This window comes from Burkholderia sp. EMB26 (assembly GCF_024730645.1).
Classification (GTDB): domain Bacteria; phylum Pseudomonadota; class Gammaproteobacteria; order Burkholderiales; family Burkholderiaceae; genus Burkholderia; species Burkholderia cenocepacia.
Window position 1 is genome coordinate 2,864,468 of the sequence record NZ_CP078070.1, and the last position, 15,021, is coordinate 2,879,488.

A 15,021-nucleotide genomic window follows, 5' to 3' on the forward strand; every position below is an offset into this window, starting at 1 on the left:
CGCCATTTGCCATAGACCGCCCGCTCCCGCCTCCCGCGGTGCGCCGGGCGGGCGCCCTGCCATGAACCTCATCGCCCTCAACAAGCCGTTCGGCACGATTTGCCAGTTTTCCGCGCACGAGACGCGGCCCTCGCTCGGCGACTGGGTCAAAACGCCCGGCGTGTACGCAGCCGGCCGGCTCGACGCGGACAGCGAGGGGCTGCTGCTGCTCACCGACGACGGCGCGCTGCAGGCGCGCATCGCGGAGCCGCGCCACAAACTGGTGAAGCGCTACTGGGCGCAGGTCGACGGCGCACCCGGGCCGGCCGACCTGAAGGCGCTCGCCCGCGGCGTCGACCTCGGCGACTACGTGACCCGCCCGTGCCGCGCCGAATTCATCGAGCCGCCCGACACGCTATGGCCGCGCAACCCGCCGATCCGCTACCGCGCCGCGATTCCGACCACGTGGATCGAGCTGGCGATCACCGAGGGCAAGAACCGGCAGGTGCGCCGGATGACGGCGGCCGTCGGGTTTCCGACGTTGCGCCTCGTGCGCGTCGGCATCGGCGCACTCGATATATTCGCGCTCGGCATTGCGCCAGGCGAAACAATTGCCCTGCCGCCGCGCGCGCCATGGGACGGTTTCGCGCCCGCCGGATGACGCATCCGGGACGCGCGAATTTTTCGTCATCTTTTTCGTCAACCGCCTGCGGAGATCGTGCGTTAAACCACGCAGATGCCAACCTTAGCTATCCGGCATTGGCAGCCGAACCCGTGTTTGCGTCACGAAAGCGACGTTTTATTCGAATACGATTCGGCGCCCGCAGCGCAAAGAGAAATTTCTCGAAGCGTCTGTCAACCGAAAGGTGGATGGCACCGTTAGACGACATGACTCCTATTGCCGGGTCATTTGGTTAATTAACTAAAGCTGAGGAACACAACATGAACAAACTGATCGCCGCTCTGGTCGCTGGCCTCTTCGCAACGGCTGCTTTCGCACAAGCTTCGGCTCCGGAAGCTGCTCCGGCAGCAGCAGAAGCTGCTTCGGCACCGGCTAAGCACGCTGCCAAGAAGCACCACGCTGCCAAGAAGCACCACAAGGCATCGAAGAAGGCTGCAGCAAGCGACGCAGCAGCACCGGCAGCTGCTTCGAACTAAGTAAGCAAGCTGTAATAACGCAGTCAAGAACACGCAGTCTTGCCGTTCTTACGGCGTTGAAAGGCAGATCACCGCAAGGCGATCTGCCTTTTTCTTTTTTGTGCCCGCCGGCGCGCATCGCGTACCATGCGGGTCTTGTTTTCCAGACAGGAGCCATGCTGTGCACTTCTCCCTGCGCCCGTCGCTCGGCCGCCTTGCGCGTGCCGCCGTGTTTCCCGCCGCGCTCGCCGTCCTCGCGCTCGGCATGCAGGCCGCCGGCGCGCAAGTGCCGTCCGGTGCCAAGCAGCCGAGCGAGTTCCCGCGCGTGAAGCTGCGCGCCGGCATGTACGTGATCGACGCGGCCGTCGCCGCGAACGACGCCGACCGCGAACAGGGGCTGATGTACCGTTCGCAGCTCGCGCCGAACGAAGGCATGCTGTTCGTCTTCAACGAGAACGCCGTGCACTGCTTCTGGATGAAGAACACGCTGATTCCGCTGTCGATCGCGTTCATCCGTGCCGACGGCACGATCACCGACATCGACGAGATGCGCGCGGAAACCACCGACAACCACTGCCCGCGCAACAACGGCGTCTATGCGCTCGAAATGAGCAAGGGCTGGTTCGCCGCGAAGGGCATCAAGCCCGGCATGAAGCTCGACGGCCTGCCGCGGGCCCAGTAACCGCCCCGGCGCGCGCGGCGGCACCGCGCCGCGCACCGACCGAAAGCCGGCCGCCCGTCATTTGTCGTCGGGCGCCGGTTTTTTTTCGCCCGCCGGCGGCGCCCGCCTTGATTCGGCACCCGCTGCCCGCATCTGCAAAAGCCACGGACAAGCGCTATCCTTTAAATCTCGCTAGTTCCAGCCCGGGCCGGCACCCAATCAGACGGCCCGCTTACGATCCGAACCACCAGGAGGTTCACGTGCCCCGCAAAACCCCCATCGAGCGCTATCGAAATATCGGGATCAGCGCTCACATCGATGCCGGCAAGACCACGACGACCGAGCGCATCCTGTTTTACACCGGCGTGAGCCACAAGATCGGTGAAGTGCACGACGGCGCGGCCACGATGGACTGGATGGAGCAGGAGCAGGAACGCGGCATCACGATCACGTCGGCGGCGACCACCGCCTTCTGGAAGGGCATGGCCGGCAACTATCCGGAACACCGGATCAACATCATCGATACGCCCGGGCACGTCGACTTCACGATCGAGGTCGAGCGCTCGATGCGCGTGCTCGACGGTGCGTGCATGGTCTACGACTCGGTCGGCGGCGTGCAGCCGCAATCGGAAACCGTGTGGCGCCAGGCGAACAAGTACAAGGTGCCGCGCATCGCGTTCGTCAACAAGATGGACCGGATCGGCGCCGACTTCTTCCGCGTGCAGAAGCAGATCGGCGAGCGGCTGAAAGGCGTCGCCGTGCCGATCCAGATTCCGATCGGCGCGGAAGACCATTTCCAGGGCGTCGTCGATCTCGTGAAGATGAAGGCGATCGTGTGGGACGACGAAAGCCAGGGCGTGAAGTTCACCTACGAGGACATCCCCGCGAACCTCGTCGAGCTCGCGCACGAATGGCGCGAGAAGATGGTCGAGGCCGCGGCCGAAGCGAGCGAGGAACTGCTCGAGAAGTATCTGCACGACCATGAATCGCTGACCGAGGACGAGATCAAGGCCGCGCTGCGCAAGCGCACGATCGCGAACGAGATCGTGCCGATGCTGTGCGGCAGCGCGTTCAAGAACAAGGGCGTGCAGGCGATGCTCGACGCGGTGATCGACTACCTGCCGTCGCCGGTCGACGTGCCCGCGATCCTCGGCCACGACTTCGCCGATCCGGAAAAGCCGGCGGAACGTCATCCGAGCGATGACGAGCCGTTCTCGTCGCTCGCGTTCAAGATCATGACCGACCCGTTCGTCGGCCAGCTGATCTTCTTCCGCGTGTATTCGGGCGTCGTCGAGTCGGGCGACACGGTGCTCAACGCGACGAAGGACAAGAAGGAGCGGCTCGGCCGGATCCTGCAGATGCACGCGAACGAGCGCAAGGAAATCAAGGAAGTGCGCGCGGGCGACATCGCGGCGGCCGTCGGTCTGAAGGAAGCGACCACCGGCGACACGCTGTGCGATCCGGCCAAGCCGATCATCCTGGAAAAGATGGAATTCCCGGAACCGGTGATCTCGCAGGCCGTCGAGCCGAAGACGAAGGCCGACCAGGAAAAGATGGGCCTCGCGCTGAACCGTCTCGCGCAGGAAGATCCGTCGTTCCGCGTGCAGACCGACGAAGAGTCCGGCCAGACGATCATTTCGGGGATGGGCGAGCTCCACCTCGAAATCCTGGTCGACCGGATGAAGCGCGAGTTCGGCGTCGAGGCGACGGTCGGCAAGCCGCAGGTCGCGTATCGCGAAACGGTGCGCACGACGGCGGCCGACGTCGAAGGCAAGTTCGTCAAGCAGTCGGGCGGGCGCGGCCAGTACGGTCATGCGGTGATCACGCTCGAGCCGAACCCGGGCAAGGGCTACGAGTTCCTCGACGAGATCAAGGGCGGCGTGATTCCGCGCGAGTTCATCCCGGCCGTCGACAAGGGCATCACCGAGACGCTGAAGAGCGGCGTGCTCGCGGGCTACCCGGTCGTCGACGTGAAGGTGCACCTGACGTTCGGTTCGTACCACGACGTCGACTCGAACGAAAATGCGTTCCGGATGGCCGGCTCGATGGCGTTCAAGGAAGCGATGCGCAAGGCGAAGCCGGTGCTGCTCGAGCCGATGATGGCCGTCGAGGTCGAGACGCCCGAGGAGTTCATGGGCAACGTGATGGGCGACCTGTCCAGCCGGCGCGGCATCGTGCAGGGGATGGAGGACATCGCGGGCGGCGGCGGCAAGCTCGTGCGCGCCGAAGTGCCGCTCGCGGAGATGTTCGGCTATTCGACGTCGCTGCGCTCGGCCACGCAGGGCCGCGCGACGTACACGATGGAGTTCAAGCAGTACGCGGAAACGCCGGCCAACGTATCGGAAGGCGTGATCAGCGCGAAGACGAAGTAAGCGCCGTTCGCCCGCGCGCTGTCGCAGGCACGCAAGGCCCGTCCGGTTCCGGACGGGCCTTTTTTTCATCCGGCGCACCACGGCGTGCGCGGCTTTTTGATCGGCACGCCGGACATTTTTTTCGCGTGCCACAATGGATCGCGATTCGTCCGATGGAACCCGCCCGATGCCGCCCACCCCTGCCCTGCGCCGCCTGCTGACTCTCTATGCCGGCCTGATCGCCGCGAACGTCGCCGTCTGGCTGTGGGCGCTCGCGGTGCTGCGCGATCATCCGCTGCTGCTCGGCACCGCGGCGATCGCGTACGGGCTCGGGCTACGTCACGCGGTCGACGCGGATCACATCGCCGCGATCGACGTCGCGACGCGCAAGCTGATGCAGGACGGCCAGCGTCCGGTGAGCGTCGGCCTGTTCTTCTCGCTCGGCCATTCGACGATCGTGATCGCCGCGACGCTCGGCATCGCGCTGACTGCGTTCGCGCTGCGCGACCGGTTCGATGCGTTCCGCGATATCGGCGGCACGATCGGCACGGCGGTATCGGCCACGTTCCTGCTGGTGCTCGCGTGCGTGAACCTGATGATCCTGCGCGACGTGTGGCGACGCTATCGCGGCGTATCCGCGCCCGCGCACGACGGCGCGCATGATCATCGCCCCGCCGGCCTCGTATCGCGGCTGCTGCGCCCGCTGTTCCGGTTCGTGTCGAAGAGCTGGCACATGTACCCGGTCGGCGTGCTGTTCGGGCTCGGTTTCGATACTGCAACCGAAATCGGCCTGCTCGCGATTGCCGCCGCGCAGGCGAGCCAGGGGCTGCCGATCTATACGGTCATGCTGTTTCCCGCGCTGTTCACGGCCGGCATGACGCTGATCGACTCGACCGACAACGTGCTGATGATTCACGCATACGGCTGGGCGATGGACGATCCGCAGCGCAAGCTGCTCTACAACGCGAGCATCACGTTCGTGTCGGCGGCCGTCGCGCTGGCGATCGGCGGGATCGAGGCAGCCGGACTGCTGGCCGACAAGCTGTCGCTGACGGGCCCCGTGCGCGACACGCTCGATGCGCTCGGCGAACGCTTCGGCTCGATCGGCTACGGCATCGTCGCGCTGTTCCTCGTCTGCTGGATCGCGTCGATCCTGTTTCACCGCTGGCAGCGCGCGGCCGACGCGCCGGCGCGCTGAACGACGCCCCGACGTTTCATTCCGGAAACAAAACCCTCCCCAACGACGTTGCATGCGTGGTCACGCGACTGCGCCCGCCTTGCGCCACGGCCCCGCGCGGCCGATGGCACGAATCTCGCAGAGTGGGATGCGCACGGCGGGCCCGCGTGCCGATCCGCGTTCGCGGCTAGCGTCAAGCGCTGGCCAGGAGGTCATCGGCTGACGATAGGACAACGAATCTTTTAAGCCCCCCCTGCACCACACGTGAATAGTCGCGCGGCAACGAGACATCGCGCGCATGGGGAGGCCATGATGCATAAGACGAAACAACCGTTCCGCGCGGCGGGACGGCGCCCTCGTGCAACCTTGCTGGCCGCGGCCGCGTTTGCGTGCTGCTGCTCGTATGCCGTCGCACAAAACACCACGCCCGACACCGCGTCCGCCGCGAACGCCAGCGCGGACACCATCATGACGCTGGTCGAGAATGCCTCGCCGTGCGCCGCCAATCCGGCCGCGTGCGCGGTGCACGTTTATGCCGGCCGGGGCGTCGGCAACAGCGGGGCCGGTGCGAGCGGCAGCGGTAATGGGAATGGAAGCGGCAGCGGCACCGGTAATGGCAGTGGCAACGGGACCGGTAGCGGCGGAAATAACGGGAACGGGGCCGTCGGACCCGCCGGTGTCGGTGGAACGACAGGTGGAACTTCAGGCAGTACGAGCGGCACCGGCCGCGGAGGCAATGCGTCGGGTAACGGTGGTTCGGGTGGCGGCACTTCCGGTGGTGGTACTTCCGGTGGCGGCACCTCAGGTGGCGGCACCTCGGGCGGAGGCACTTCGGGCGGTGGCACTTCAGGCGGCGGCACCTCAGGTGGCGGCACCTCAGGTGGCGGCAATTCCGGTGGAGGCACCTCAGGTGGCGGCACTTCGGGCGGTGGCACTTCAGGTGGCGGCACCTCAGGTGGCGGTGGGCACGGTGGTGGCGGCGATGGTGATGGCGGTGGTCACGGCCATGGTGGCGGCCACGGCGATGGCGACGGTGATGGCGGCGGTCACGGCCACGGTGGTGGCCATGGTGACGGCGGCGGTCACGGCAATGGCGGCGGCCATGGTGACGGCGGCGGTCACGGCAATGGCGGCGGCCATGGTAACGGCGGTGGCGGTGGCGGTGGCGGTGGCGGTGGCGGTGGCAACGGCGGCGGCGGCGGCAACGGCGGCGGCGGCAACGGCGGCGGCGGCAACGGCGGCGGCGGCGGCGGCGGCGGCGGCGGCAACGGCGGCGGCGGCGGCGGCAACGGCGGCGGCGGCGGCGGCAACGGCGGCGGCGGCGGCGGCAACGGCGGCGGCGGCGGTCACGGCGGCGGCAATGGCGGCGGCAACGGCGGCGGTCACGGCGGCGGTCACGGCGGCGGCGGTCACGGCAATGGTGGCGGCAACGGCAATGGCAACGGCAGCGGCGGTGCCGGCAATGGCGGCGCCAACGGTGTCGGCAACGGCCGTGGCAATGGCGGCAATAGCGGCGGTGCCGGCGGAGGCAACGGCGGAAGCGGCGGCGCCAATGGCACCGGTGGCCACGGCAATGGCGGCGGCAACGGTAACGGCAATGGCAGTGGTGGCGCCGGCAATGGCGGGGCCAACGGCGTCGGCAACGGCCATGGCGCCGGCAACGGCGGCGGTCACGGCAACGGCGGATCGTCCGGCGGCAACCACTGACCCGACACGTTGCGCGGCCGACTCCGGTCAGAGCATCTCGAGCGCGCGCTTGCTGCGCGGCGGACGGAAATACGCGTCAAGCTGCGCGCGCTCGTCATTGCTCAACACGAAATCGAGCGCGGCGCGGTTGTCGCGCACGTGTTCGATCCGCGACGCCTTCGGAATCGCGAATACCCCCGGCTGCGCGAGCACCCATGCCAGGGCGACGCGCGTCACCGACACGCCGCGCAACCGTGCGATCTCGTCGAGCGGCGAGCGTTTCGGCAGCCGTCCGTGATCGACCGGGCTGTACGCCATCGCCGGTATCCGGTGGTCGGCCAGCCACGGCAGCAGGTCGAATTCCGGGCCGCGTCGCGCGATGTTGTAGAGAATCTGGTTGGTGGCGCATGCACCGCCGCCCGCCTCGTCGACGAGTTCGGCCATGTCGGCCGTATCGAAATTGCTGACGCCCCAGTGGCGGATCTTGCCCGCGCGCTGCAACGCGTCGAAACCCGCGACGGTTTCCTCGAGCGGCACCGACCCGCGCCAGTGCAGAAGGTACAGGTCGACGCGATCGGTGCGCAGGCGCTTGAGGCTCGCGTCGCACGCGGCGACGACGCCGCGCCGGCTCGCATGATGCGGATAGACCTTGCTGACGAGGAACACGTCGTCGCGCAGGCCCGCAAGCGCGTCGCCGACGAGTTCCTCGGTCGCGCCGTCGCCGTACATCTCGGCGGTATCGACCAGCGTCATCCCGAGTTCGATGCCTTCGCGCAACGCGGCAATCTCGTCCGCGCGCCGCGCCGGCCGCTCGCCCATTTCCCAGGTGCCCAGGCCCAGCTTCGGAATCGTCTCGCCGTTTGGCAAAACGACCGTGGCGATCGTGTCTGTCATGCGTTTCCTCGTTGCGGGTTCGTGGCCGCACACCGCGGCCGAAGCATCGAATACGACGCATCAGTGTAGTCAATCGGTGCGCCCCCGGCCTATTACACGGCAAAAACCGGCTATAACGGCGCGGCATGATGACTTAGAATGGCCGCAACCTGATCGATACCCATTGTATGAAGGCACCCACGGACGACCGCTGGCAGGACCTGCGCCCCGACCCCGACAACGATACGCCGCTCTACCTGCAGCTCGCCCGCAAGCTCGGCGATGCGATCCACGACAACCGCTGGACGGCCGGCGAAGCGCTGCCTTCCGAGCGTGTGTTGTCCGAAGCGCTCGGCGTGTCGCGCATCACCGCGCGCAAGGCGATCGCGCTGCTCGTCGAGCAAGGCTTGATCCGCCGCACGCAAGGCGCGGGCAACTTCATCCAGCCGCGCTACGAGGATCCGCTGTCGCGACTGTCGAGCTTCAGCGAAATGCTCGAGCGCCGCGGCTTCAAGCCGAGTTCGCAGTGGCTCGCACGCGAAATCCAGCCCGCCAACCGCGACGAAGTGATCCAGCTCGGGCTGTCGCCGGCCGCATCGGTTACACGCCTGAAACGCCTGCGCCTCGCCGACGGCATCGTGATGGCCGTCGAGAACTCGACGTTCCCCGCGACGCTGATTCCCGATCCGCAGGCGATCGTCGGCTCGCTGTACAGCTATCTCGAAGCACGCGGCACGCCGATCGTGCGCGCGCTGCAGCATTTCCGCGCGGTCAACGCGACCGACGAGATCGCCGAGCAGATGGGCATCGCCCCGCACGACGCACTGCTGCTGATCACACGGATCGGCTATACGTCCGACCAGCGCGCGATCGAACTGACCGATACCTACTGCCGCAACGACTACTACGATTTCGTCGTCGAGCTGCGCAAGTAACGCGAGCCGCGCCAGCGGCCCTCACAACCAGCGCGCGTCGTCGGTGCCGAGCGGCACGGGCGGCCGCGCGAACGCCGGCGGCGTTGCCGACAACCACTCGGCCGGCCGCACGGTGTCGAGCACGCCGAACGGCGACGCGACGCGATCGATCCGGTCGCGCACGTCGGCCAGCGCGAGATCGGGCGCCTGCAACCCGTCCGGCACGGCGCCGAACGACTGCAGCCAGCGCCCCGTCTGAGCGAGCGACATCCGCACGTGCCAACTGCCCCCTTCGCGCGCCCGCCGCGCGAGCGCGATCATCGCGCCGAACGCCGCGAGATACCCCGTTGCATGATCGAGCGCCTGGCACGGCAGATGGCGCGGCCCGCTCGCATGCGCGGCCTGCTGCTCCTGCCAGGCGATTCCGCTCGCCGATTGCACGAGGCTGTCGAACCCGCGCCGCTTCGCCCACGGCCCCGCGCGCCCGTACGCCGACACCGACACGTAGACGATGCCGGGCCGCCGCGCCGCCAGTGCCTGCGGCGTGAAGCCGCGCGCCGCGAGCGCGCCGGGCCGGTACGACTGCAGAAACACGTCCGTCTCGCGTGCCAGCGCGTGCAGCGTATCGACGCCCGCCGCGTCGCGCAGATCGATCCACGTCGAGCGCTTGCCGCGTCCGTTGTCGATCACGAGCGGCGCGATGTTGGGCAGGTGCGGACCGTTGACGAGCAGCGTCTGCGCGCCGTGCGACGCCAGCGTGCGGCCCGCGACCGGCCCAGCGATGATGCGCGTGAGATCGAGCACGCGCACGCCGGCCAGCGGCCGATCGGCCTCGCCGCGGCCGATCGGCTCGGCCGGCGCGTCGCCGATCCGCTCGATCTCGAACAGCGGCAGCGACGCGATCGCGCGCGCCTGCTCGTGCGCCGCCCATTCGTCAGGGGTTCTGATCAATGCCGCGCACAGACCGGCGTCGGCCAGCGCGGTATCGAGTGCCGCGCCGTCCCACGTACGGATCGCCGCGGCGACGTCGGGCGGCTGCGGGCCGCAGCCGAGCACGTCGAGGATGCCGCGCAGGTGATGCGGGAAATTCGCGTGCAGTTGAATCCATCGTCCGTCGCCCGTCTCGAAGAAACCGGTCACCGGATGACGCAACTCCGGCGGCGGCCCGTCGTCCACGCGCAGGTAGCGCTCGCTGCGAAACGCGACGAGCGCGTCGCGCACCGACACGTCGACCGATTGCGCGATGCCCGTGCGCAGCCGATGACATTCGGCTGCCGCGAGCCCGGCCGCGGCGATCGTCGCGGCGGCGAGCGTGCCGACATGAAACGTCGACGGCAACGCCGGGTCCTGCCCGGTCACGGTCGTGCGGGCCAGCGCGTCGGGTTCGCCGTCTGCGAGTTGCCATAGATGCGTCAATGCGCGTTCGGGTGTCATGGTCATGGTGAAGAGGATGCCGTCGAGGAGACGGAATCGAGTCTAGAATTCGCGACAGCCGCGATCAATCTTGATTGCGCGAATCAATACATAACGAATAGTTGTAGCGGGCCCGCGCTTCATGCGCGCCGCCAGGAGCAACCGGCATGACATCCCTCAGTGCGCAGGAAGCCGCCGGCATGCTCGGCGTCAGCGTGAGCACCCTTTACGCGTACGTGAGCCGCGGCCTGCTGCGCTCGCTGCCCGACGGCGCGACCAAGCGCCGCCGCTACGACGCCAACGAAGTGCGCCTGCTCGCGCGCCGCCGCGCCGATGCGAAACGCGCGGGCGGTGTCGCCGAACGTTCGCTCGACTGGGGCGTGCCGGTGCTGGAATCGCGGATCACGCAGATCGCCGACGGCCGCCTGCGCTACCGCGGCGCCGATGCGATCGCGCTGGCCGATGCAGCGACCCTCGAAGAAACGGCCGCGCGGCTCTGGGACTGTCCGCCCGCGCGGCTGGCCGCCACGTCGCTCGCGTCGACCGGTTTCGACGCGGCGCAGTGGGACGACTGGGCGCGTCGCTGGGCGCACCTCGCCCCGCTCGAACGCGCGCTGGTGCTGCTGCCGGCCGCCGCCGCGTCGCTGCCGCGCCTGTGGGCGCAGGGGCGCGACGCCCAGCTCGATGCCGCGGCGCTGCTGCTGCGCGTCGCGACGGCCGCACTCGCCGGCATCGCGCCGGGCGACGCGCCCGTGCACCGCCAGCTCGCGTCCGCGTGGCGCGTGCGGCGGCGCAATGACGCCGACCTGCTGCGGCGCGCGCTCGTGCTGTGCGCCGATCACGAACTGAATCCGTCGACCTTCGCGGTGCGCTGCATCGCGTCGACCGGCAGCCACCTGTTCGGCGCGATCTCGGGCGGGCTCGCGGCGCTGTCGGGGCCGCGCCACGGCGGCGAGACGTTCCGGGCCGGCACGCTGCTCGACGAAGCGGCCCGCGCCGCCGATCTCGATCGCTACCTCGCGCTGCGGCTGGCGCACGACGAACGCGCGGACGGCGGCCGCACGGCCCTGTCCGGCTTCGCGCACCCGCTGTATCCCGACGGCGACCCGCGCGCGCGGGCGCTGCTCGATGCACTGCACGCGACGGCGCCCGAGCGGCCGGCGCTGCGCATGGCGCGCGCGCTCGCCGCACGCGTCGAAGCGGCGACGGGCCTGCGGCCGACGATCGATTTCGTGCTCGCGGTGCTGGAGCGCACGCTCGCGCTGCCCGACGGCGCGGCGTTCACGCTGTTCGCGGCCGGCCGCACGGCCGGCTGGATCGCGCATGCGCTCGAACAGTACGCGGAAGGAAAGCTGATCCGACCGCGGGCCCGCTACGTCGGCAGCGATGCGGCCGGGTGACGCCGGCCGTCGCGCCACACGGCGAACGGGCGCCACCATGCAGGCGCGGTGCGCACGGCCGACACCGCGAGCGGGCCGAACGCGAACGTCGCGCCGCGCGGCCCGGCGCTGACCCACGCATGGGTGCCGGGCAGCAAGGTCAGCGACGCACCGGCGCCCAGCCAGTGATCGTCTGGCCGGCCCTCGACGGTCACCCACACGTCGCCTTCGGCCACCTCGAGCAGCGTGCGATCGACGATCCGCCACCGTCCGGCCGGCTCGTCGCCGTCCATCACGTAAAGTCGCAGTTCGCGCATGGCAGCCTCCTGGTCACACGGGTTCGATCACACCAGTATTTCGGACGGCGGCGGTACACGGACAGATACGGCCGCAGACGCTTTTGACCGAACTGTACTGGCCGCCCGACGAGGACAGGCCTCCGGCGGCCGGGCCGGCCGAGGTCGCGCCGAATCGGGTCGGGTCGTCGAGGCCACATGAGTGCCGCCCGAACCTGCACGGCGCGGCGGCTTTCCCTACAATGTCGGCTGTCCCGCGCCACCGCCCCGCCGTCATGTTCCAACGCCCGCCTGCCGCCGCTCCCGGCGAAAAGAACCTCACCGTGATGCTCTGGCTCGTTGCGACGGGCTTCTTCATGCAGACGCTCGACGCGACGATCGTCAACACGGCGCTGCCGTCGATGGCCGCGAGCCTCGGCGAATCGCCGTTGCGGATGCAATCGGTCGTGATCGCGTACTCGCTGACGATGGCGGTGATGATCCCCGTGTCGGGCTGGCTCGCCGATACGTTCGGCACGCGGCGGGTGTTCTTCAGCGCGATCCTGGTGTTCTCGCTCGGCTCGCTGCTGTGCGCGAACGCCCATACGCTGACGCAACTGGTCGCCTTCCGCATCGTGCAGGGCGTCGGCGGCGCGATGCTGCTGCCGGTCGGGCGGCTCGCGGTGCTGCGCACGTTCCCGGCCGAACGCTACCTGCCCGCGCTGTCGTTCGTCGCGATTCCGGGCCTGATCGGCCCGCTGATCGGGCCGACGCTCGGCGGCTGGCTCGTGAAGATCGCGTCGTGGCACTGGATCTTCCTGATCAACGTGCCGGTCGGCGTCGCGGGCTGCATCGCGACCTTCTATTCGATGCCCGATTCGCGCAACCCGGCCGCCGGCCGCTTCGACCTGAAAGGCTATCTGCTGCTGACGATCGGCATGGTCGCGATTTCGCTGTCGCTCGACGGGCTCGCCGATCTCGGCATGCAGCACGCAGCCGTGCTCGTGCTGCTGATCCTGAGCCTCGCGTGCTTCGTCGCGTACGGACTGTACGCGGTGCGCGCGCCGCAGCCGATCTTCTCGCTCGAGCTGTTCAAGATCCACACGTTCAGCGTCGGGCTGCTCGGCAACCTGTTCGCGCGGATCGGCAGCGGCGCGATGCCGTACCTGATCCCGCTGCTGCTGCAGGTGAGCCTCGGCTACTCGGCGTTCGAGGCCGGGCTGATGATGCTGCCGGTCGCGGCGGCCGGCATGTTCTCGAAGCGGATCATCACGCGCCTGATCACGCGGCACGGTTACCGCAAGGTGCTGCTCGCGAACACGATCATGGTCGGCGTGATGATGGCGAGCTTCGCGCTGATGCGCGACACGGTGCCGGTGTGGGTGAAGGTCGTGCATCTCGCGCTGTTCGGCGGGTTCAACTCGATGCAGTTCACCGCGATGAACACGCTGACGCTGAAGGATCTCGGCACCGGCGGCGCGAGCAGCGGCAACAGCCTGTTCTCGCTCGTGCAGATGCTGTCGATGAGCCTCGGCGTCACGGTCGCCGGCGCGCTGCTCGCGACGTTCACCGGCATGCTGCGCACCGTGACGCCGAGCAACACGCTGCCGGCGTTCCATGCGACGTTCGTCTGCGTCGGGATCATCACGGCCGCGTCCGCGTGGATCTTCGCGCAGCTCGCACCCGAGATCCGCAGCACCGCGCGCAAGACCGATCCGTCCGAGCGCGCGTGAGCGCGGCGCGCGCCGAATCGGGCCGGCGCGCACCATCGCGGTGCAACGCGACCCGGCCCCGTGCGCGTGCCAAGCGCGACGGGCGGCCGCACGCAGCGCGCAGCCGTGCATGCTTCTTGCTCGCCTATTCTGTAGGTAAACTGGCAGTCTCCCTTCGGCCGACATCATGAGCATGATCGAAATCGATCCCCCCGGCTTTCAGCCGCCCCGCCCCGTCGCCGGCGACGACGGGAACCGGCGCACCGTGCTGTACGGCGGCTACACCGTGTTCAGCGTGTTCCAGCCCGTGTTCTCGGTGTCGCACCGGCGCGCGATCGGCTATCACGCGTCGCTGCGCGCGCACGACGAGGAAAGCCGCCAGGTGGCGTCGCACGAGGTGTTCACGCAGGCGGCGCGGCGCGGCGACCTGCTCGAGCTCGGCCGGCTCGCCGAATCGTTGCATCTCGGCAACTTCCACGCGTTCGACAGCCACGACGAATGGCTCTTCCTGAGCCTGCATCCGGCCGCGCTGATGGACACCATCTACGGCGACGCGCTGCTCGCGAACCTGAAGGCGCTCGGGCTGCCGCCGCACCGCGTGGTGCTCGAGGTGCCCGAACAGGCCGGCGGCGAGACGCCGCGCTATGCGGCGATCATCGACGGGCTGCGCAAGGCCGGCTTCCTGATCGCGCTCGTCGGGTTCGGCGCGAAGCATTCGAACGTCGATCGCGTGTGGCACCTGCATCCGGACATCGTCACGCTCGACCGCGGCATCCTCGCGCAGGCGAGCGAGCACTCGCATCTCGAACGCGTGCTGCCGGGGCTCGTGTCGCTGCTGCACGAATCCGGCCAGCTCGTGCTGATGGGCGGGCTCGCGACCGAACGCGACGCGCTGATCGCGCTCGAATGCGACGTCGATTTCGTGCAGGGCCAGTACTTCGCGGGGCCGAGCGTCGATCCCGTACAGCCGCAGGCCGCTGCGGGCTGCATGGACACGCTGTCGGCCGCGCTGCGGCTGCGCGTCGCGCAGCGCGAGCGCACGCAGGCGGAACGGCTCGCGCCGTACGTCGCCGCGCTCGAGGAAGCGAGCCGCCGGCTCGGCGCGGGCGAGTCGCTCGTCGATGCGGCCGCCGCCGTGCTCGGGCTGCCCGAGACCGCGCGCTGCTTCCTGCTCGACGCATCGGGCCGCCAGATCGGCGACAACGTGCTCGCGCGCGGCAGCGTATCGCAACGCGCGAAGCGTTTCCGGCCGCTGCTGCATTCCGAAGGCGCGAGCTGGGAACGCCGCCCGTACTTCATCGATGCGATGCGCGCGCCGGGCGGCGTGCATCTGACGGCGCCCTACCTGTCGATCAACGAGGCCCACCTGTGCGTGACCGCGTCGATCGCCGCACCGGCCGCGACGGGCATGCAGGTGCTCTGCGTCGACATCAACTGGGAAGCGGCCCTCAGCCGCGAGTAACT

13 protein-coding genes are annotated in these 15,021 nt (G+C 68.8%); 10 read left to right on the top strand and 3 right to left on the bottom strand.

What is annotated here, in order from left to right; genetic code table 11:
• Window positions 1-61 precede the first annotated feature (61 nt).
• The 6 genes from KU887_RS13510 to KU887_RS13535 all read left to right on the top strand — a co-directional run bounded on the left by KU887_RS13510 (window position 62) and on the right by KU887_RS13535 (window position 7,012).
• Window positions 62-640: a pseudouridine synthase gene (locus KU887_RS13510; protein ID WP_006490892.1), complete on the top strand. Its 579-nt coding sequence runs from the start codon at window positions 62-64 to the stop codon at window positions 638-640.
• A 281-nt stretch (window positions 641-921) separates the two neighbouring features.
• Window positions 922-1,137 carry a hypothetical protein gene (locus tag KU887_RS13515; protein ID WP_011352970.1) on the top strand — a complete coding sequence of 72 codons (216 nt, stop codon included), beginning with the start codon at window positions 922-924 and terminating at the stop codon, window positions 1,135-1,137.
• Between the two features lie 160 nt (window positions 1,138-1,297).
• Entirely contained in the window at window positions 1,298-1,798 is a 501-nt protein-coding gene (locus KU887_RS13520; RefSeq protein ID WP_006496146.1) for a DUF192 domain-containing protein, read from the top strand.
• 239 nt (window positions 1,799-2,037) lie between these two features.
• Complete coding sequence (fusA, locus tag KU887_RS13525; RefSeq protein WP_006496147.1) at window positions 2,038-4,149, top strand: elongation factor G; 2,112 nt, start codon at window positions 2,038-2,040, stop codon at window positions 4,147-4,149.
• Window positions 4,150-4,315: 166 nt separating this feature from the next.
• A complete protein-coding gene (locus KU887_RS13530; protein ID WP_034201438.1) occupies window positions 4,316-5,326 on the top strand; it encodes a HoxN/HupN/NixA family nickel/cobalt transporter in 1,011 nt (336 codons plus the stop codon).
• Window positions 5,327-5,617: 291 nt separating this feature from the next.
• The gene (locus KU887_RS13535) at window positions 5,618-7,012 is read left to right on the top strand and encodes a hypothetical protein (protein ID WP_258250422.1); all 1,395 of its coding nucleotides are present in this window, start codon (window positions 5,618-5,620) and stop codon (window positions 7,010-7,012) included.
• A gap of 27 nt (window positions 7,013-7,039) precedes the next feature.
• Here the strand turns inward: KU887_RS13535 and KU887_RS13540 are convergent, their stop codons facing one another.
• Window positions 7,040-7,885, bottom strand: coding sequence for an aldo/keto reductase (locus tag KU887_RS13540; RefSeq protein WP_077055740.1), 846 nt, complete (start codon window positions 7,883-7,885; stop codon window positions 7,040-7,042).
• A 167-nt stretch (window positions 7,886-8,052) separates the two neighbouring features.
• Here KU887_RS13540 and KU887_RS13545 point away from each other — a divergent pair, with 167 nt between their 5' ends.
• Window positions 8,053-8,799: a GntR family transcriptional regulator gene (locus KU887_RS13545; RefSeq protein ID WP_006489667.1), complete on the top strand. Its 747-nt coding sequence runs from the start codon at window positions 8,053-8,055 to the stop codon at window positions 8,797-8,799.
• A 21-nt stretch (window positions 8,800-8,820) separates the two neighbouring features.
• Here the strand turns inward: KU887_RS13545 and KU887_RS13550 are convergent, their stop codons facing one another.
• Entirely contained in the window at window positions 8,821-10,212 is a 1,392-nt protein-coding gene (locus KU887_RS13550; RefSeq protein ID WP_058902286.1) for a CoA transferase, read from the bottom strand.
• 146 nt (window positions 10,213-10,358) lie between these two features.
• Between KU887_RS13550 and KU887_RS13555 the strand changes: the two genes are divergently transcribed.
• Window positions 10,359-11,591: a citrate/2-methylcitrate synthase gene (locus tag KU887_RS13555; RefSeq protein WP_062884356.1), complete on the top strand. Its 1,233-nt coding sequence runs from the start codon at window positions 10,359-10,361 to the stop codon at window positions 11,589-11,591.
• Here the strand turns inward: KU887_RS13555 and KU887_RS13560 are convergent.
• The gene (locus KU887_RS13560; protein WP_058901753.1) at window positions 11,564-11,887 is read right to left on the bottom strand and encodes a DUF2917 domain-containing protein; all 324 of its coding nucleotides are present in this window, start codon (window positions 11,885-11,887) and stop codon (window positions 11,564-11,566) included. The two genes, KU887_RS13555 and KU887_RS13560, sit on opposite strands and share 28 nt — an antisense overlap.
• Window positions 11,888-12,141: 254 nt before the next feature.
• On the opposite strand from KU887_RS13560, the gene mdtD reads away from it, so the two are divergent.
• Window positions 12,142-13,578 (top strand): multidrug transporter subunit MdtD, encoded by a 1,437-nt coding sequence (mdtD, locus tag KU887_RS13565; protein ID WP_006490788.1) that lies wholly within the window; start codon window positions 12,142-12,144, stop codon window positions 13,576-13,578.
• 166 nt (window positions 13,579-13,744) lie between these two features.
• The gene (locus tag KU887_RS13570) at window positions 13,745-15,019 is read left to right on the top strand and encodes an EAL domain-containing protein (RefSeq protein WP_006496463.1); all 1,275 of its coding nucleotides are present in this window, start codon (window positions 13,745-13,747) and stop codon (window positions 15,017-15,019) included.
• The last annotated feature ends 2 nt before the right edge of the window (window positions 15,020-15,021 follow it).